The sequence below is a fragment of the Microbacterium sp. T3-8 genome (assembly GCF_055398145.1).
In genome coordinates this window covers 2,454,093-2,469,852 of the sequence record NZ_AP027918.1, presented here as the reverse complement: position 1 = coordinate 2,469,852, position 15,760 = coordinate 2,454,093, and the positions used below count along the sequence as shown (strand labels likewise).

Genomic DNA, 15,760 nt, shown 5'->3' with positions numbered 1-15,760 from the left:
GAACCGGAATCTCCTAGCCTTCCGGGATGGATACGCGCTTCGCCCTCATCGGGCTCGTCCACCTCATGCTGCTCGGCATCGGCGGGTGGCTGCTCGTCATCGACGCGCGCACCCACCGCCTGCCCGATCGCATCGTGCTCCCGACCCTCGCGGGACTCCTGCTGCTCGCACTCGTCGATGCACTCGCGACCGGCGACCGGGCGCCGTCGATCCGCGCGCTCCTGGGCATGATCGTGCTCGGCGGCTTCTACGCACTGCTGCGTCTGCTGAGTCGCTCGGGCATGGGAGGCGGCGACGTGAAGCTCGCGGCCGTGATCGGCCTGGTGCTGGCCTGGCACGGATGGACGGCCCTCGCGGTGGGCGCGGCATCCGCTTTCGTGCTCGGCGCGCTGTACTCCCTGGGGCTCATGGCGCTCCGGCGGGCCGATCGCACCACGCGCATCGCCTTCGGTCCCTGGATGATCGTGGGTGCGGTGCTCGGCGTCCTCGCCGTCTGACCCGGACCCGCCGGTTCTCCGCCCGAAGGTCGGAGCACGGCGATAGGGTGAGGGCATGGCACTCGCACGACTTCACGGCGGCCCGCTGGACGGGCAGATCATTCCTCTCGGCGACGCGGACGACAAGCTGATCGTCCCCTACAGCGAGACGCAGGTGGTGTACAACCGTCGCGGCGAGCCGCAGAACACCGGCTCCGACGACGGCCCCACCGAGATCGACTACTGGTACGACGAGTCCCTCGAGGACCTCACGTCCAACGATGACTGAGCCGTCTCGCACCGTCGAAGTCGAGCGCAAGTTCGACGCCGACGATGCGACGCCGCTCCCTCGTTGGGACGCGATCCCCGGAGTCGACACCGTCACGGACGGTGAGTCCCGCGACCTCGACGCCCAGTACTTCGATACGGCCGACGGGGCGCTGTCGCGCTCCGGAGTGGCGCTGCGTCGACGCACCGGCGGTCCCGATGCGGGCTGGCACGTCAAGGGTCCGCGCGAGGGCGACGGCCGGCTCGAACTGGGATGGCCGCTCGGAGACGGCGAGGGCATCCCGGATGCCGTCGCCGCCACGGTCGCCCGTTGGGCCACCGACCCGTTGACGCCCCTGGCGCGCATCCGCAATGACCGGACCGCGTATCTGTTCACCGGACCCGACGGCGTGATCGCCGAGTTCGTCGACGACCGGGTCCGCGCCACCGACCTCCGCCAGGGGGTCGAGCGCGCGTGGCGCGAGTGGGAGATGGAGCTGGGGCCGGCCGCGCCCGCGGACGCCGACGGTCGCGAGGCTTTCTTCTCCGCGGTCGAGGCCGCGGTGCGCACGGCCGGCGGGCGCGACGCCTCTTCCGGATCGAAGCTCGCCCGCGCACTCGGCTTCTGAGCCTTCGCAGAGGTCGCGACACGGCACAACCCCCTTCCCCCGGGAACAGGCCGCGTGCTTGAGTGACACCATGAGCCGTCCCGCCGTCCTGCGCTCGCTGCAGACGATCGTTCCCGACACCGTCATCGCGCAGGACGCGGTGAGAGACGTCTTCGCGCAGCAGCCCGGTCTCGGGCGGCTCGCGCAGCGGATCGTCACGGCATCCTTCGACGGCTCGGGCATCGACACCCGACACACCGTGATCGAGGAGTTCTCGCCGCTGCACGAGACGGACGAGCCCGTGTTCTTCGCTCCGGCGACGCGCCAGTTGCTCGCGCCGGGCACCCGGGCGCGCAACGACATCTACGTGCGCGAGTCGACGAGGCTGTTCGTGGAGGTCGCGCAGCGGGCGATCGAGGAGGATCCCGACCTTCAGGCATCCGATGTGACGCACGTGATCACCGTCTCGTGCACGGGCTTCCACGCCCCGGGACCCGAGTACGAGATCGTGTGCGCCCTCGGACTGGCCGACAGCGTGCAACGCTTCCATTTCGGTTTCATGGGCTGCTACGCCGCCATGCCGGCCCTGCGCGCGGCGAGCCAGTTCTGCGCGGCGGATCCGGATGCCGTCGTCCTCGTCGTGAGCGTCGAGCTCTGCACCCTGCATCTGCGGTCTTCCGACGACCCCGACACGATCGTCGCGACCTCGCTGTTCGCCGACGGTGGGGCGGCCGGTATCGTCACGGCCCGCCAGCTGCCGTCGGAGGTGCCGGCGCTGAGTCTCGACCGTTTCCACACGGCCATCGCGCCGGAGGGCGAGAAGGACATGGCCTGGACGATCGGTGACGAGGGCTTCGAGATGATCCTCTCGACCGCTGTGCCGCAGATCATCGGCGAGACCATTCTCGGAGCGCTGCGCCCGCTGTACGTCGGCGAGCACGACATGTCGATCGCGTTCGAGGAGGGCGCGATCGGCGAGCGGGTCGCGCACTGGGCGATCCATCCCGGGGGACGCAGCATCCTCGACCGGATCCAGGAGCGTCTCCATCTGAGCGACGCACAGCTGCATCCGGCGCGCGCCGTGCTGCGCGAGAACGGCAACATGTCGAGCGCCACCATCCTCTTCGTGCTCAAGCGCATCCTCGAGGAGGAGGGCGCGCAGCGCGGAGATCGTGTCGCGGCGATGGCCTTCGGCCCGGGGCTCACCGCGGAGAGCGCGCTGATGACGGTCGAGACGCCGCGCGGTCATGGCGCCTGACCTCCGGGAGCGGGCGGTCGACCTGCGAGAACTCATGGACGACCCCGAAGCCGATCTGCGGATGCTCGAGCGCACGTATCGGCGCTTCGCGGTCGTCAACGCGCTGGTGTCGCGACCGGGGCTGCTCTATCGGCGGCACGTACGACCGCGCGCACGACGAGGCGAGGTCCGCATCCTCGACATCGGGGCGGGCGGGGGAGACCTCTGCCGGTATCTGGCGGGACGCCTTCGACGAGAGGGGCTGTCGGCTCGGATCACGGCGCTCGACCCGGACGAGCGGGCGATCGACTGGGCACGCGCCCATGACGGCACGGCCGGGGTCGAGTACCGATGCGCGGACAGCGCGACGCTCGCGGATGCCGGAGAGCGGTTCGATATCGTCGTCTCGAATCATCTGCTCCACCACCTCGACTCCGCCGAACTCACGGCTCTCCTCCGCGACAGCGAGAAGCTGGTGGAGCCGGGTGGCGTCGTCGCACATCAGGACATCGCGCGGGGACGCGCCGCCTATGCGCTCTACGCCGCGGGCACGGCGCTGTTCGCGAAGAACCTCCTCGCGGACTCGTTCATCCGGATCGACGGCCTGCGCAGCATCCGCCGCTCCTACACCGCGGCTGAGCTCGACGCGGTGACCACCGAGGGGTGGCGCGTGCGATCGGCGCTGCCGGCTCGGCTCGAACTGCGGTGGGAGCATCCGCTCGGCTGAGCAGGCACGGCCGCCATACGCACGAAGGCCCGGTCGCGCGAGCGCGGACCGGGCCTTCGTGGCGGCGCCTTCGAGAGGCGCGCGGGTGATCAGAAGTTGATCATGTGTCCTGCGAGGCCGTGGAAGCCCTCCTGCAGTGCCTCCGACAGCGTCGGGTGCGTGTGCACGTTGCGCGCCAGCTCGAGCGCGGTGAGGTCCCACTTCTGGGCCAGCGTCAGCTCGGGCAGCAGCTCCGAGACGTCGGGGCCGATCATGTGGGCGCCGATGAGTTCGAGGTGCTCGGCGTCGGCGATGAGCTTGACGAAGCCGACCGGCTCACCGAGGCCGTGCGCCTTGCCGTTGGCCATGAACGGGAAGCTGACGACCTTGATGTCGCGCCCCTCGTCCTTCGCCTGCTGCTCGGTGAGGCCGAACGACGCCACCTGCGGCGAGCAGAACGTCGCGCGCGGCATCATGCGGTAGTCGCCGAGGGTCATGGTCTCGGCGTTGCCGATGGTCTCGGCGGCGACGACACCCTGGGCCTCGGCCACGTGGGCCAGTTGCAGCTTGGCGGTCACGTCGCCGATGGCGTAAATGCCCTCGACGTTGGTGCGCATGTGGTCGTCGATCGCGATCGCGCCGCGCTCGGTGAGCTCGACACCGGTCTTCTCGAGGCCGAAGCCTTCGACGCGCGGGGCGAAGCCGATCGACATGAGCACCTTCGAGGCCTCGATCGAACCGGACTGGCCGTCCTTGCCGGTGTAGGTGACCGTGACGGACGAACCGTTGTCGACGACCGTCTCGACCTTCGTCGAGGTGAGGATGTCGACGCCGTAGTTCTTGTACTGCTTGGCGATCTCCTTCGAGACGTCGGCGTCCTCGTTGGGGAGGGCACGGTCGAGGAACTCGATGATCGTGACCTTCACGCCGTAGTTCGTCATGACGTAGGCGAACTCCATGCCGATCGCGCCTGCGCCGACGATGACGATCGATTCGGGGAGCTCGCGGCTCATGATCTGCTCTTCGTAGGTGACCACGTTCTCGCTGAGCGTGACGCCGGGGAGCAGGCGCACCGTCGAACCGGTCGCGATGATGACGTTGTCGAAGGTGACCTCTTCGGTCGTGCCGTCGGACTTGGCGACCGAGATGGCCTTCGGGCCGGTGAACGTGCCGCGGCCGTCGTACTCGGTGACCTTGTTCTTCTTCATCAGGAAGTGGATGCCCTTGACGCGGCCGTCGGCCACGACACGGCTGCGGTCGAACGCCTTGCCGTAGTCGAGCGAGAACTCGCCCGAGATGCCGAAGAAATCGGCCTTGTGCTTCAGGGTGTGGGCGATCTCCGCGTTCTTCAGGAGGGCCTTGGAGGGGATGCAGCCGACGTTGAGGCAGACACCACCCCAGTACTTCTCCTCGATGATGGCGGTGGACAGGCCGAGCTGCGCGCTGCGAACCGCAGCGACGTATCCACCAGGACCTGCACCGAGGATGACGACGTCGTAATGAGGCATGCGTTAAGCCTATCGCGCCGCGGAGTCGTCGGAACCGGCCGGCGAGGCGCTCCGGCGACGCCGGGAGAGGATGACGGCGAGCGTGATCCCCGCGGCGATCACCAGGATGCCGAGGACGACGAGGATCCAGATCCAGGCCGGCGAGGATGCGGTATCCGCGGGGTTGTCGGCCGTGAGGGTCGGCGTCGCGGTGGGCGTCGCTGTCGGGGCGGGGGCGAACGACGAGGAGGACGACTCGGTGGGGGCGGGCGTCGGTTCGGTGGTCGCCATGGTGCTGTTCGTGACCGTGAAGGTGAACTCCTTCGCCGTTGGATGCCCGTCGCTGGAGACCACCCGCCACTGCACGCGGTACACGCCGGAGGCAGCCTCGGCGAGCAACGGCTGGGTTACGGTCGCACCTTCGACGATGGGGTCTCCGTCGGACACGAGATTCTCGTTCGCGTCGAGAACCCGCACTTCAGTTCCGTTCCCGCCGCTGATCAGGTCAGCGCTGAACGTCAGGACGATCTCCGAAGGGAGCACATCAATCGTCGAGTCCGCCGCTGGAGACGAGGAGATCAGGTCGTCATGCGCCGAAGCCGACAGGGGCGCGAAGAGCACGAGGAAGGCGGCGAGAAGGGCCGCGGCGAGAGCGAGGGGCGCGGTCGAGCGCCGGAGGATGGTGGTCTGCACCCCACCACCCTAGGAATATCCGGTGTGCGATGCCTGAATGTGGGAATCGACTGTAGATGCGGCTCCCGCGGGGGGCTCGGCATCCGATAGTCTGGACGATCAGGAGGGCAAAGTGACAGACAGCGAGAGCCGACCGGCCGCAGAAGCGGCGATTCACCGATCCGGCGAGCAGAAGCACGACGTGACGCAGACGTTCGGGCACGATTCCGACCTGTCGTTCGTTCCCTTCGGCGTGGAACTGACCGAGGTCGAGCAGTCGGCGATCGCCGCGCTTCCCTCCGGATCCGCGTTGCTGCTGGTGCGCTCCGGCGCGCTGGCGGGTGCACGCTACCTCCTCGACACCGACGTGACCACGATCGGGCGTCACCCCGAGGCCGACATCTTCTTCGACGACGTGACGGTCTCACGTCGGCACGCCGAGGTCACTCGGAACGGCGCGGCGTTCGAGATCATCGATCAGCGGTCGCTGAACGGCACGTACGTCAACGGCGAGCGGTTCGACCGCAGCCCCCTGGTCGACGGAGCAGAGGTGCGCGTCGGCAAGTTCCGGCTGAACTTCTTCGCCTCCCCGGTCGACCGCGCAGCGGCCAACGCCTGATGGCGGCTTCCCCGGCCCGCGAACGATCTGCGTCCGCGGGTCTTCTGAGCATCGGTCAGGTCCTCGCACGTCTGACGCCCGATTTCCCCGATCTCACCTCCAGCAAGCTGCGGTTCCTCGAGGTGCAGGGCATCGTCACCCCCTCGCGCACGGAGTCGGGCTACCGCAAGTTCTCGCAGGCCGACATCGAGCGCCTGCGTCTCGGTCTCACGCTCCAGCGCGATCACTACCTTCCGCTGAGCGTGATCCGCGAGCAGCTGGACGAGGCGAGCACGGAGTCCGCTGCCCTTACGCCTCCGCCGTCGATCACCCCGACGCCGCGCCGCTACCGCCGTACCGAGCTGCTCTCCGCGGCGGGTGCGGGCCCTCAGCTGCTGAACGACGCGATCAGCACCGGCGTCATCACCGCGCAGGAGACATACCCCGAAGCCACGGTCGCTCTGCTGCGCGGATTGGTCGCCCTCGACCGTCACGGCATCGAGCCGCGGCACTTGCGCGCACTGCGTCAGGGGGCGGACCGCGAGGTCGCTCTCATCGAGTCCGCGCTCTCCGCGCTGCTGCGGCGGACCGACGCCGCATCGCGCGCCAAGGCGAGCGAATTGGCGCCGGAACTGGCGTCGAAGATCGACGAGGTCCGCGGGCTCTTCGTCAAGGAAGCGCTCACGCGCGTCCTTTCGTAACGAACTGATTGCGACACACCTTCGCGGTGTCGCGGATGTCGTTGCCGCCCCGGGGGTGCTGCTCTAGCGTGGAGGTAACCGTTCCAGGGAGGATTTGAAATGAATGCGGATGAGCTCACAGGCGACCCGCGGTTCGTGCCCGAACTCCTCTTCACCGACGGTCTCCCGGCGATGGACGACGAGGTCGGATACCGCGGAGCGGTCGCCGCTCGTGCCGCCGGCATCACCTACCGCCAGCTCGACTACTGGGCGCGCACGGAACTGGTCGTTCCGACCGTCCGCGGCGCCAGCGGGTCGGGTTCGCAGCGTCTCTACGGTTTCCGCGACATCCTCGTCCTCAAGCTCGTGAAGAGCCTTCTCGACACCGGTATCTCGCTGCAGCAGATCCGCACCGCGGTCGAAGAGCTGCGTCGCGCCGGCATCCGCGATCTCGCCGGCACCACGCTCATGAGCGACGGTGCCTCGGTGTACCTCTGCACCTCGAACGACGAGGTCATCGACCTCGTCAGCCGCGGCCAGGGCGTGTTCGGCATCGCCGTGGGCAAGGTGCTCCGCGAGGTCGAGTCCACCCTGGTGGAGTTCGACCCCACGGCTCCGGACCCCGTCGACGAGCTGGCCAGCCGCCGCTCGAAGCGCTCCGCCTGACCCGCCGTCCGACCGGACACAAGAACGGCCACCCTCGTCGAGGATGGCCGTTTCTCATGTCTGCGAGGCGTTACGCCTGCTGTCCGGTCTCGGGGACCGGGATGCGCCCCGTTCGGATGATGCGATCAAGGAGCTGATCGAAGTCGGCGGCGAGTTCCTGCGCCGAGTCGCCCGGCCAGATGTGCAGCGGCTTGGCGGCGCCCTGCGCCTGCTGGAGCGATGTGCGCTCGGGGAGCTGGGGGGAGAGGACGAGCGGTCCGAACATGTCCCGCAGTTCCTTGATGCGGAACTGGTGCTCGATCGACTGCGGGCGCACGCGGTTCACGACGATGCCCAGCGGCTGCAGGCGGGGGGAGAGTCCGCGGCGGATCTCCTCGATCGCGCGCAGGGCGCGGTCGGCCGCGGCCACCGAGAACAGGCCGGGCTCGGTGACGACCATCACGCGGTCGCTCGCGGCCCAGGCCGTACGCGTGAGGGCGTTGAGCGACGGCGCGCAGTCGATGAGAACGAGGTCGTAGTCGGCCTCGACCGCCGCGAGGGCCTCTTCGAGCTTCCACACGTCGCGCACGCTGGGGTGCGGGCCGTCGAAGTTGATCGCCGACGGGCTGCCGATGAGCACGTCGATCGTGCCGGGGTGCACCTTCGCCCAGCCGCTGGAGGTGATCGCCTGGCGGACGACCTTCTCCTTCGGGTTCGCCAGGACATCGGCGATGTTGAGTCGTCCTGCCACCTGGATGTCCATGCCGGTGGACACATCGGACTGCGGGTCGAGGTCGACGACGAGAGTACGGACGCCCCGGGCGAAGGCCGCTGAGGCCAGGCCGAGGGTCACGGTCGTCTTGCCGACGCCTCCCTTGAGAGAGCTGACGCTGAGTACGTGCACGGACTCCACGTTACCTTGCCCTAGTCTGGGGGGACACTCAGCCCCGCCCCATGTGCGCGCATCCACGCGCACATCGAGCTCCCAGAGGTGTGCATGTTCCAGAAGATCCTTGTGGCCAACCGCGGCGAGATCGCGATCCGTGCCTTCCGCGCGGCCTACGAAGTCGGAGCCAGGACCGTCGCGGTCTTCCCGCATGAGGATCGGGGCTCCGTGCACCGCCTCAAGGCGGACGAGGCCTACGAGATCGGCGAGCGCGGGCATCCGGTGCGCGCGTACCTGAACGTCGACGAGATCATCCGCGTCGCGCTCGAGTCCGGCGCCGACGCGATCTACCCCGGCTACGGCTTCCTGTCCGAGAACCCGGAGCTGGCCGAGAAGGCCGCCGCCAACGGCATCGTGTTCATCGGTCCGCCCGCCGCCGTGCTCGAGATGGCGGGCAACAAGGTCGAGGCCAAGCGCCACGCCGTCGAGGCCGGTGTACCCGTGCTGCGCTCGACCGAGGCATCCGCCGACGTCGAGGCGCTGGTGTCGCAGGCCGCCGACATCGGTTTCCCCCTCTTCGCGAAGGCCGTGGCCGGCGGTGGAGGGCGCGGAATGCGTCGCGTCGAGAGCGCCGCCGAACTCGCCCCCGCACTCGCCGAGGCGATGCGCGAAGCGGACAGCGCCTTCGGCGACCCGCGGATGTTCCTCGAGCAGGCCGTGGTGCGTCCCCGTCACATCGAGGTGCAGATCCTCGCCGACAAGACCGGTGAGACGGTGCACCTCTTCGAGCGCGACTGCTCGGTGCAGCGCCGTCATCAGAAGGTCGTCGAGATCGCCCCGGCGCCGAACCTCGACGACGGCATCCGCACCGCCCTGCACGGATACGCCGTCGCCTTCGCACGGTCGATCGGGTACGAGAACGCCGGCACGGTCGAGTTCCTGCTCGAGACCGCGGGGGAGCGGGCGGGTGAGGTCGTCTTCATCGAGATGAACCCGCGGATCCAGGTCGAGCACACGGTCACCGAAGAGGTCACCGATGTCGACCTCGTCCAGAGCCAGATGCGCATCGCCTCCGGTCAGACGCTGGCGGAGCTCGGCCTGCAGCAGCAGAACCTGCAGCTGCGGGGTGCGGCCCTCCAGTGCCGGATCACGACCGAGGATCCCACGCAGGGCTTCCGCCCGGACACGGGGAAGATCACGACGTACCGGTCGCCCGGCGGCGCCGGCATCCGTCTCGACGGCGGAACCGTGCACCAGGGGGCGCAGATCAGCCCCCACTTCGATTCGATGCTGTCGAAGCTGACCTGCCGCGGGCGCGACTTCCCCGCGGCGGTCGCCCGTGCGCGTCGTGCGCTGGCGGAGTTCCGCATCCGCGGCGTCTCGACGAACATCCCGTTCCTGCAGGCGCTGCTCGACGACGACGCCTTCGTCGCCGGAGACCTCAGCACCTCGTTCATCGACGAGCGTCCCGAACTGCTGCGCGGACGGGTGTCGAAGGACCGCGGCACCAAGATCCTCAACTGGCTGGTCGACGTCACCGTCAACAAGCCGAACGGTGCGCACCCGGGGGCCGTCGATCCTCGCACGAAGCTGCCGGCGATCGACCTCGCCGCCGAGCCGGTGCCCGGCTCGCGTCAGCGCCTCCTCGAACTCGGACCGGAAGGGTTCGCGGCCGAACTGCGCGCGCAGAGCGCGCTGGCGATCACCGAGACCACCTTCCGCGATGCGCATCAGTCCCTGCTCGCCACACGCGTGCGCACGAAGGACCTCGTCGCGGCCGCTCCGTACGTCGCTCGACTGACACCGGGGCTGCTCTCGGTCGAGGCATGGGGCGGGGCGACCTACGACGTCGCGCTCCGGTTCCTGGGCGAGGACCCCTGGGAGCGCCTCGACAAGCTGCGCGCGGAACTCCCGAACGTGGCGATCCAGATGCTTCTCCGCGGGCGGAACACGGTCGGCTACACGCCGTACCCGACGGCCGTCACCGATGCCTTCGTGGCCGAGGCCGCCGCGAGCGGTGTCGACATCTTCCGCATCTTCGACGCCCTCAACGATGTCGAGCAGATGCGTCCGGCGATCGCGGCGGTCCGGCGTACCGGGACGGCGGTCGCGGAGGTCGCGCTCTGCTACACCGGCGACCTGTTGAATCCGGCCGAGGACCTCTACACGCTCGACTACTACCTCGGCCTCGCCGAGAAGATCGTCGATGCCGGGGCGCACATCATCGCCATCAAGGACATGGCGGGTCTGCTGCGTCCGGCAGCCGCCGCGAAACTCGTCTCCGCGCTGCGCGAGCGCTTCGATCTCCCGGTGCACCTGCACACGCACGACACCCCGGGCGGGCAACTCGCCACGCTCCTGGCCGCCAGCGCCGCCGGTGTCGACGCGGTGGATGCCGCATCCGCTCCGCTGTCGGGCACGACGAGCCAGCCCTCGCTGTCGGCGCTGGTCGCCGCGCTCGCGCACACCGACCGCGACAGCGGCATCGATCTCGCGGGCGTCTCGGATCTCGAGCCGTACTGGGAAGCCGTACGGCATCAGTACGCGCCGTTCGAGTCGGGTCTTCCCGGGCCCACGGGGCGCGTGTACCACCACGAGATCCCGGGTGGTCAGCTCTCGAATCTGCGTCAGCAGGCCAAGGCGCTCGGCCTCGCCGACGACTTCGAGCTGATCGAGGACATGTACGCCGCCGCCGACCGGATCCTCGGTCGGGTGCCGAAGGTCACGCCCTCGTCGAAGGTGGTCGGCGATCTCGCCCTGCACCTCGCCGCGGTGAAGGCCGACCCGGCCGATTTCGAAGCGAACCCCGAGAAGTACGACGTGCCGGACTCGGTCGTCGGCTTCATGGCCGGAGAACTCGGCGACCTGCCGGGCGGATGGCCGGAGCCGTTCCGCTCGAAGGTGCTCGCGGGGCGCACGGTCCGCGTCGGGTTGACCGACCTCACGGCCGAGGACGAGTCGGCCCTCGCGGGCGACAGCGCGACACGACGTGCGCGCCTGAACACCCTGTTGTTCCCGGCGCCGATGCAGGAGTTCAGCCAGATGCGCGAGCTCTTCGGCGATCTGTCGGTGCTCGACACCAGCGACTACCTGTACGGCCTCGTCGCGGGGCAGGAGCACCTGGTCGAGATCGACCGCGGAGTGCAGCTGTACGTCGGACTCGAGGCGATCGGCGACGCCGATGACCGCGGCATCCGCACCGTGATGACGACTCTCAACGGCCAGCTCCGACCGGTCTTCGTGCGAGATCGCGCGATCACCGTCGACGCCCACGATGTCGAGAAGGCCGACACCTCCGTTCCCGGTCAGGTCGCCGCTCCGTTCTCGGGAGTCGTCACCCTGAAGGCCGAGATCGGGGCCACGGTCCGAGCCGGTGAGCCCGTCGCGTCGATCGAGGCGATGAAGATGGAGGCCGCGATCACGGCGCCCGTCGACGGTGTCGTCGAGCGCCACGCGATCTCGTCGACGCAGCAGGTCGACGCCGGAGATCTTTTGGTCGTCATCCGTCCCGCGCACTAACCTTGTCCGGCGGGGGCAGCGCACGATGCGGCGCGCCCTCGCCTGCGCATGCTTGGAGCGAGACAGTGACCCCGAAGAATACCCCTGATCACCGCGAGGACGACGCGATGGGGGTGCTCGACGACGCCGCGTCCGTCGCGACGACCGGCATCGGCATCCTCGGTGGAACCGCCCAGGTGAGCGTCGTCATGCCGCAGGAGCACGATGACGATCTTGCCGATGAAGAGGTCGTCGACGGCGAGGTCGACGAGGCCGTCATCGCCGACATCGTGCTGGAGGATGCCGTCATCGCGGTGTCCTCCGCACCGATCGCCGCCGCCGTCGAGGAGGTCGTCGCCGAGCCCGAGCCCGCCCGCGTTCCCGAGCCCGAGCCCGCCCGCGTTCCCGAGCCCGTCGTGGTGCCTGCTCCCACCCCCGTGAAGGAGACCGCTCCCGTGGAGAGCCCCAAGAAGTCCGTCGCACCGCGCACCGCTCCGCCGGAGGTGACGCTGACGTCCAAGCGTCTCGGCGATCTGAGCGGCGCCAATCGCGAATCCGCCGATCTACTCACGACCGACCGGTTGCTCGATCCGCATCGCGTGACGAAGCCCGAACCCGAAGGCGCCTGGAGCCACCTGCTGTACTCGATCTCCGGCCGACGGATCAACATCGGCGACGGGCGTCGCGCGCGCGAGCGCAAGGCGCTCTCCGCTCGGATCGCCGCTCCGCTGCCCGGCGGAGCCCGGTTCATCCCGGTGCTCTCCCGCAAGGGCGGGGTGGGGAAGACCGCGATCACGGCTCTGCTGGGCATGGCGCTGGCGGATGCTCGTGACGACCGTGTCATCGCGATCGACGCGAATCCCGACCGGGGAACGCTCGCCGATCGGATCGTGCGTCCGCAGCACACGAAGTCGGTGCGCGATCTCGTGCGCATCCACGATCAGGTGACGGGGTACCACGACATCTCGGCGGTCGTCGCGCGGGATGCGACGCGGCTCGACGTGCTCGCCTCGGACACCGATCCGCGCATCGCCGAAGCGTTCAGCGGCACCGACTACCGCGACGTGGCGGATCTGGCCGCGCACTACTATTCGTTGGTTCTCACCGATACCGGTACGGGCATCGTGCACTCGGTGATGGCGGCCACGCTCGATCTCGCCGACCGTATCGTCATCGTCTCGGGCCTCAGCGTCGACGAGGCGCGTTTGGCGTCCGAGACCCTGACCTGGTTGGAGACGAACGGGTTCGAGGATCGCGCGCACGAGGCGATCGTCGTGCTCAACCACTCCACGCCCGGCACGCCGCTCGTGCGGGTGAACGAGCTGGAGGCGCACTTCGCCTCCCGCGTCCGCAGCGTGGTGCAGATGCCCTACGACGCGCAGCTCGCCGCCGGCGGCGCCATCGTGTTCGCGAACCTGCAGCCCGAGACGCGTCTCGCAGCGCGTCAGCTCGCCGCGCTGCTGGTCGAAGGACTGCGGACGGAGGCATCCGTATGACCGTCCGTGAGATCCGGATCTTCGGCGATCCCGTGCTGCGCACCGTGTGCGCACCGATCGACGAGATCGACGACGGCGTCCGCGCTCTCGTGACCGACCTCGTCGAGACCGTGGAACTGCCCGGTCGCGCGGGCGTCGCCGCGCCGCAGATCGGTGTCGCGTTGCGGGCGTTCAGCTACAACATCGACGGCGACATCGGCTACGTGATCAACCCCGTCCTCACCGAGGTGCGCGGAGAGCCCGTGCCCACGGGGGAGGGGTGCCTGTCGGTGCCGGGCCTCTGGCACGACGCGCTGCGGTACCCCTGGGCTCGCGTCGAGGGCATCGATCTCGACGGCGCGCCGGTCGTGCTCGAAGGAGAGGGGCTGCTCGCGCAGGCTCTGCAGCACGAGACCGACCACCTCGACGGCAAGCTCTACCTCTCGCGTCTCGATCCCGAGACGCGGCGCACGGCGATGCGCCAGGTGCGCGAGAGCGACTGGTTCTGACGCCGGTACTCCTTCTCCGAACGAGAAAGCCCTCTGCGCGACGTGCGCAGAGGGCTCTCCTGTTCCGGAGGGGCGATCTCGGGGAGAGCTCAGCCGCCGATCGCGACGTTCGTCGTCGACACCGGCTCGTCGTAGATCGCCGAGATCTCGTCCGCGAAGTCGTTCATGATCACGTTCCGCTTGATCGAGAGCTTCGGGGTGAGGTGGCCGGATGCCTCGGTCCACTCCGACTCCAGCACGGTGAACTTGCGGATCGACTCCGCGCGGGAGACACGGGCGTTGGCGGCATCGACCGCTCGCTGGATCTCGGCACGCACGGCATCGTTCTTCGCGGCATCCGCGAGCGTCATGTCGGCGGCGAGGCCGTTGTTGGCGAGCCACGTCGGCAGCATCTCCGAGTCGAGTGTGACGAGCGCCGAGATGAACGGCTTCTGGTCGCCGACGACGACGACCTGACCGATGATCGGGTTCGCGCGGATCGGGTCCTCGAGGGCCGCCGGGGCGACGTTCTTGCCGCCGGCGGTGACGATGATCTCCTTCTTGCGACCCGTGATGGTGAGGAAGCCCTCGGAGTCGAAGCTGCCGATGTCGCCGGTACGGAACCAGCCGCCCTCGCTGAACGCCTCGGCCGTCGCCTCCGGGTTGTTCCAGTACTCCTTGAACACGTTGATCCCACGGACCTCGATCTCGCCGTCGTCGGCCAGGCGGACGCCCACGCCGGGGAGCGCCGGGCCGACCGTGCCGATCTTCGACTTGTCCGCGAGGTTCACGGTCGCGGGGGCGGTCGTCTCTGTGAGGCCGTAGCCCTCGAGGATGACGACGCCGAGGCTGTGGAAGAAGTGCCCGAGGCGCGGCCCGAGCGGGGCGGAGCCCGAGACGGCGTAGGCGACGTTGCCACCCATCGCCTCGCGCAGCTTGCTGTAGACGAGCTTGTTGAACAGGGCGAACTTGAGCTTCGTGCCGAAGGGGATCTTCTTGCCCTCTTCGACGAGCTTGGAGTGCTCGATCGCCACATCGGCGGCCGCGCGGAAGATCTTGCCCTTGCCGCCGGCCTCGGCCTTCTGCTCGGCGGAGTTGTAGACCTTCTCGAACACGCGGGGGACCGCGAGCAGGAAGGTCGGCTTGAACGACCCGAGCGCCGGAAGGAGTTGGCGGGTGTCGGGCTGGTGACCCGTGCGCACGCCGGCGTGGATGTCGAGGATCGAGATGAATCGCGCGAACACGTGAGCGGTGGTGATGAAGAGGAGCGTCGAGGCGCCCGGCACCTGCACGACCTCGTCCAGCGCCTTGGCGGAGTTGCGTGAGAGCTCGACGAAGTTGGAGTGGGTGAGGACGCAACCCTTGGGGCGACCCGTCGAGCCCGAGGTGTAGATGAGGGTCGCGATGTCCGAACCCACGGCGAGCGACCGGCGACGTTCGATCTCGGCATCCTCGACCGACGCGCCCTGGGCGGTGAGGGTGTCGATGGCGCCGAGGTGCAGCTGCCAGACCTCGCGGATGAGCGGGAGGTCGCCGCGCACCTCGTCGACGCGGGCGAAGTGCTCGGGCGACTCGACGATCAGGGCGATCGCTCCGGAGTCCTCGAGGATCCACTGGATCTGCGACGGCGAGCTCGTCTCGTAGATCGGCACCATCACGGCGCCGGCGTAGAAGAGGGCGAAGTCGACGAGCGTCCACTCGTACGTGGTCCGGGCGAGGAAGCCGACCTTCTCGCCGGGCTGGATGCCGGCGGCGGCGAAGCCCTTCGCCAGCGCGATCACGGCGGTCTGGAAGTCGGCGGCGGAGATGTCGCGCCATCCGTCCCGGTCGGGGACGGCGAACAGAGCGCGGTCGGGAGTGGCGCGGACGCGTTCGACCAGGAGGTCGGCGACGTTCGCGTCGGGGTCGGCGGGGACGACGGCGGGAACTTCAAACTGGACCACGGCAGCTCCTTCGGTACCGGTCGGGTACGGGTTCCTCCCGAGTCTAGGGCATGACACCGGGTCGCACACCTGGTGGAACTGGGTCGCTTCCCGA

The 15,760-nt window shown here is 68.9% G+C and carries 15 protein-coding genes; 11 read left to right on the top strand and 4 right to left on the bottom strand.

Annotated elements, in window-relative coordinates; all coding sequences use genetic code 11:
• Positions 1-26 precede the first annotated feature (26 nt).
• The 5 genes from ACZ5Y9_RS11830 to ACZ5Y9_RS11810 all read left to right on the top strand — a co-directional run bounded on the left by ACZ5Y9_RS11830 (position 27) and on the right by ACZ5Y9_RS11810 (position 3,315).
• A complete protein-coding gene (locus tag ACZ5Y9_RS11830; protein ID WP_247622057.1) occupies positions 27-497 on the top strand; it encodes a prepilin peptidase in 471 nt (156 codons plus the stop codon).
• A 55-nt stretch (positions 498-552) separates the two neighbouring features.
• A complete protein-coding gene (locus ACZ5Y9_RS11825) occupies positions 553-765 on the top strand; it encodes a response regulator (RefSeq protein ID WP_247622058.1) in 213 nt (70 codons plus the stop codon).
• On the top strand, positions 758-1,372 hold the full coding sequence (locus ACZ5Y9_RS11820; RefSeq protein WP_464471409.1) for a CYTH domain-containing protein: 615 nt from the start codon (positions 758-760) through the stop codon (positions 1,370-1,372). Before ACZ5Y9_RS11825 ends, ACZ5Y9_RS11820 begins: the two co-directional genes overlap by 8 nt.
• A 70-nt stretch (positions 1,373-1,442) precedes the next feature.
• Positions 1,443-2,609 (top strand): type III polyketide synthase, encoded by a 1,167-nt coding sequence (locus ACZ5Y9_RS11815; protein WP_464471408.1) that lies wholly within the window; start codon positions 1,443-1,445, stop codon positions 2,607-2,609.
• Positions 2,599-3,315 (top strand): methyltransferase domain-containing protein, encoded by a 717-nt coding sequence (locus ACZ5Y9_RS11810; protein ID WP_464471407.1) that lies wholly within the window; start codon positions 2,599-2,601, stop codon positions 3,313-3,315. Before ACZ5Y9_RS11815 ends, ACZ5Y9_RS11810 begins: the two co-directional genes overlap by 11 nt.
• Positions 3,316-3,404: 89 nt before the next feature.
• Here ACZ5Y9_RS11810 and lpdA read toward each other — a convergent pair whose 3' ends face one another.
• Entirely contained in the window at positions 3,405-4,802 is a 1,398-nt protein-coding gene (lpdA, locus tag ACZ5Y9_RS11805) for a dihydrolipoyl dehydrogenase (RefSeq protein WP_247631933.1), read from the bottom strand.
• Positions 4,803-4,811: 9 nt separating this feature from the next.
• A complete protein-coding gene (locus tag ACZ5Y9_RS11800; protein ID WP_464471406.1) occupies positions 4,812-5,474 on the bottom strand; it encodes a copper resistance protein CopC in 663 nt (220 codons plus the stop codon).
• 112 nt (positions 5,475-5,586) lie between these two features.
• Here ACZ5Y9_RS11800 and ACZ5Y9_RS11795 point away from each other — a divergent pair, with 112 nt between their 5' ends.
• From ACZ5Y9_RS11795 to ACZ5Y9_RS11785, 3 genes are all read left to right on the top strand, one after another.
• Positions 5,587-6,072 carry an FHA domain-containing protein gene (locus ACZ5Y9_RS11795; RefSeq protein WP_247622064.1) on the top strand — a complete coding sequence of 162 codons (486 nt, stop codon included), beginning with the start codon at positions 5,587-5,589 and terminating at the stop codon, positions 6,070-6,072.
• Positions 6,072-6,752 (top strand): transcriptional regulator FtsR, encoded by a 681-nt coding sequence (gene ftsR / locus ACZ5Y9_RS11790; protein WP_247622065.1) that lies wholly within the window; start codon positions 6,072-6,074, stop codon positions 6,750-6,752. The genes ACZ5Y9_RS11795 and ftsR overlap by 1 nt, the downstream gene beginning before the upstream one ends.
• A gap of 99 nt (positions 6,753-6,851) precedes the next feature.
• Entirely contained in the window at positions 6,852-7,397 is a 546-nt protein-coding gene (locus ACZ5Y9_RS11785) for a MerR family transcriptional regulator (protein WP_247622066.1), read from the top strand.
• Positions 7,398-7,467: 70 nt separating this feature from the next.
• Here the strand turns inward: ACZ5Y9_RS11785 and ACZ5Y9_RS11780 are convergent, their stop codons facing one another.
• The gene (locus ACZ5Y9_RS11780; protein WP_247622067.1) at positions 7,468-8,280 is read right to left on the bottom strand and encodes a ParA family protein; all 813 of its coding nucleotides are present in this window, start codon (positions 8,278-8,280) and stop codon (positions 7,468-7,470) included.
• 93 nt (positions 8,281-8,373) lie between these two features.
• Between ACZ5Y9_RS11780 and ACZ5Y9_RS11775 the strand changes: the two genes are divergently transcribed.
• From ACZ5Y9_RS11775 to def, 3 genes are all read left to right on the top strand, one after another.
• Positions 8,374-11,781 (top strand): pyruvate carboxylase, encoded by a 3,408-nt coding sequence (locus ACZ5Y9_RS11775; RefSeq protein ID WP_464471405.1) that lies wholly within the window; start codon positions 8,374-8,376, stop codon positions 11,779-11,781.
• 65 nt (positions 11,782-11,846) lie between these two features.
• Positions 11,847-13,256, top strand: a complete 1,410-nt coding sequence (locus ACZ5Y9_RS11770) for a MinD/ParA family ATP-binding protein (protein WP_464471404.1) — start codon at positions 11,847-11,849, stop codon at positions 13,254-13,256.
• Positions 13,253-13,744, top strand: a complete 492-nt coding sequence (gene def, locus ACZ5Y9_RS11765) for a peptide deformylase (protein ID WP_247956422.1) — start codon at positions 13,253-13,255, stop codon at positions 13,742-13,744. Before ACZ5Y9_RS11770 ends, def begins: the two co-directional genes overlap by 4 nt.
• 89 nt (positions 13,745-13,833) lie before the next feature.
• Here def and ACZ5Y9_RS11760 read toward each other — a convergent pair whose 3' ends face one another.
• The gene (locus ACZ5Y9_RS11760; RefSeq protein WP_247622071.1) at positions 13,834-15,666 is read right to left on the bottom strand and encodes an AMP-dependent synthetase/ligase; all 1,833 of its coding nucleotides are present in this window, start codon (positions 15,664-15,666) and stop codon (positions 13,834-13,836) included.
• Positions 15,667-15,760 lie beyond the last annotated feature (94 nt).

What these genes read in the sequence shown, in the direction of transcription:
- ACZ5Y9_RS11810 (WP_464471407.1), top strand. Translation starts at nt 2,599, where the DNA reads ATGGCGCCTGACCTCCGGGAGCGGGCGGTCGACCTGCGAGAACTCATG.
- ACZ5Y9_RS11825 (WP_247622058.1), top strand. Translation starts at nt 553, where the DNA reads ATGGCACTCGCACGACTTCACGGCGGCCCGCTGGACGGGCAGATCATT.
- ACZ5Y9_RS11815 (WP_464471408.1), top strand. Translation starts at nt 1,443, where the DNA reads ATGAGCCGTCCCGCCGTCCTGCGCTCGCTGCAGACGATCGTTCCCGAC.
- def (WP_247956422.1), top strand. Translation starts at nt 13,253, where the DNA reads ATGACCGTCCGTGAGATCCGGATCTTCGGCGATCCCGTGCTGCGCACC.
- lpdA (WP_247631933.1), bottom strand. Translation starts at nt 4,802, where the DNA reads ATGCCTCATTACGACGTCGTCATCCTCGGTGCAGGTCCTGGTGGATAC.
- ACZ5Y9_RS11775 (WP_464471405.1), top strand. Translation starts at nt 8,374, where the DNA reads ATGTTCCAGAAGATCCTTGTGGCCAACCGCGGCGAGATCGCGATCCGT.
- ACZ5Y9_RS11820 (WP_464471409.1), top strand. Translation starts at nt 758, where the DNA reads ATGACTGAGCCGTCTCGCACCGTCGAAGTCGAGCGCAAGTTCGACGCC.
- ACZ5Y9_RS11785 (WP_247622066.1), top strand. Translation starts at nt 6,852, where the DNA reads ATGAATGCGGATGAGCTCACAGGCGACCCGCGGTTCGTGCCCGAACTC.
- ftsR (WP_247622065.1), top strand. Translation starts at nt 6,072, where the DNA reads ATGGCGGCTTCCCCGGCCCGCGAACGATCTGCGTCCGCGGGTCTTCTG.
- ACZ5Y9_RS11830 (WP_247622057.1), top strand. Translation starts at nt 27, where the DNA reads ATGGATACGCGCTTCGCCCTCATCGGGCTCGTCCACCTCATGCTGCTC.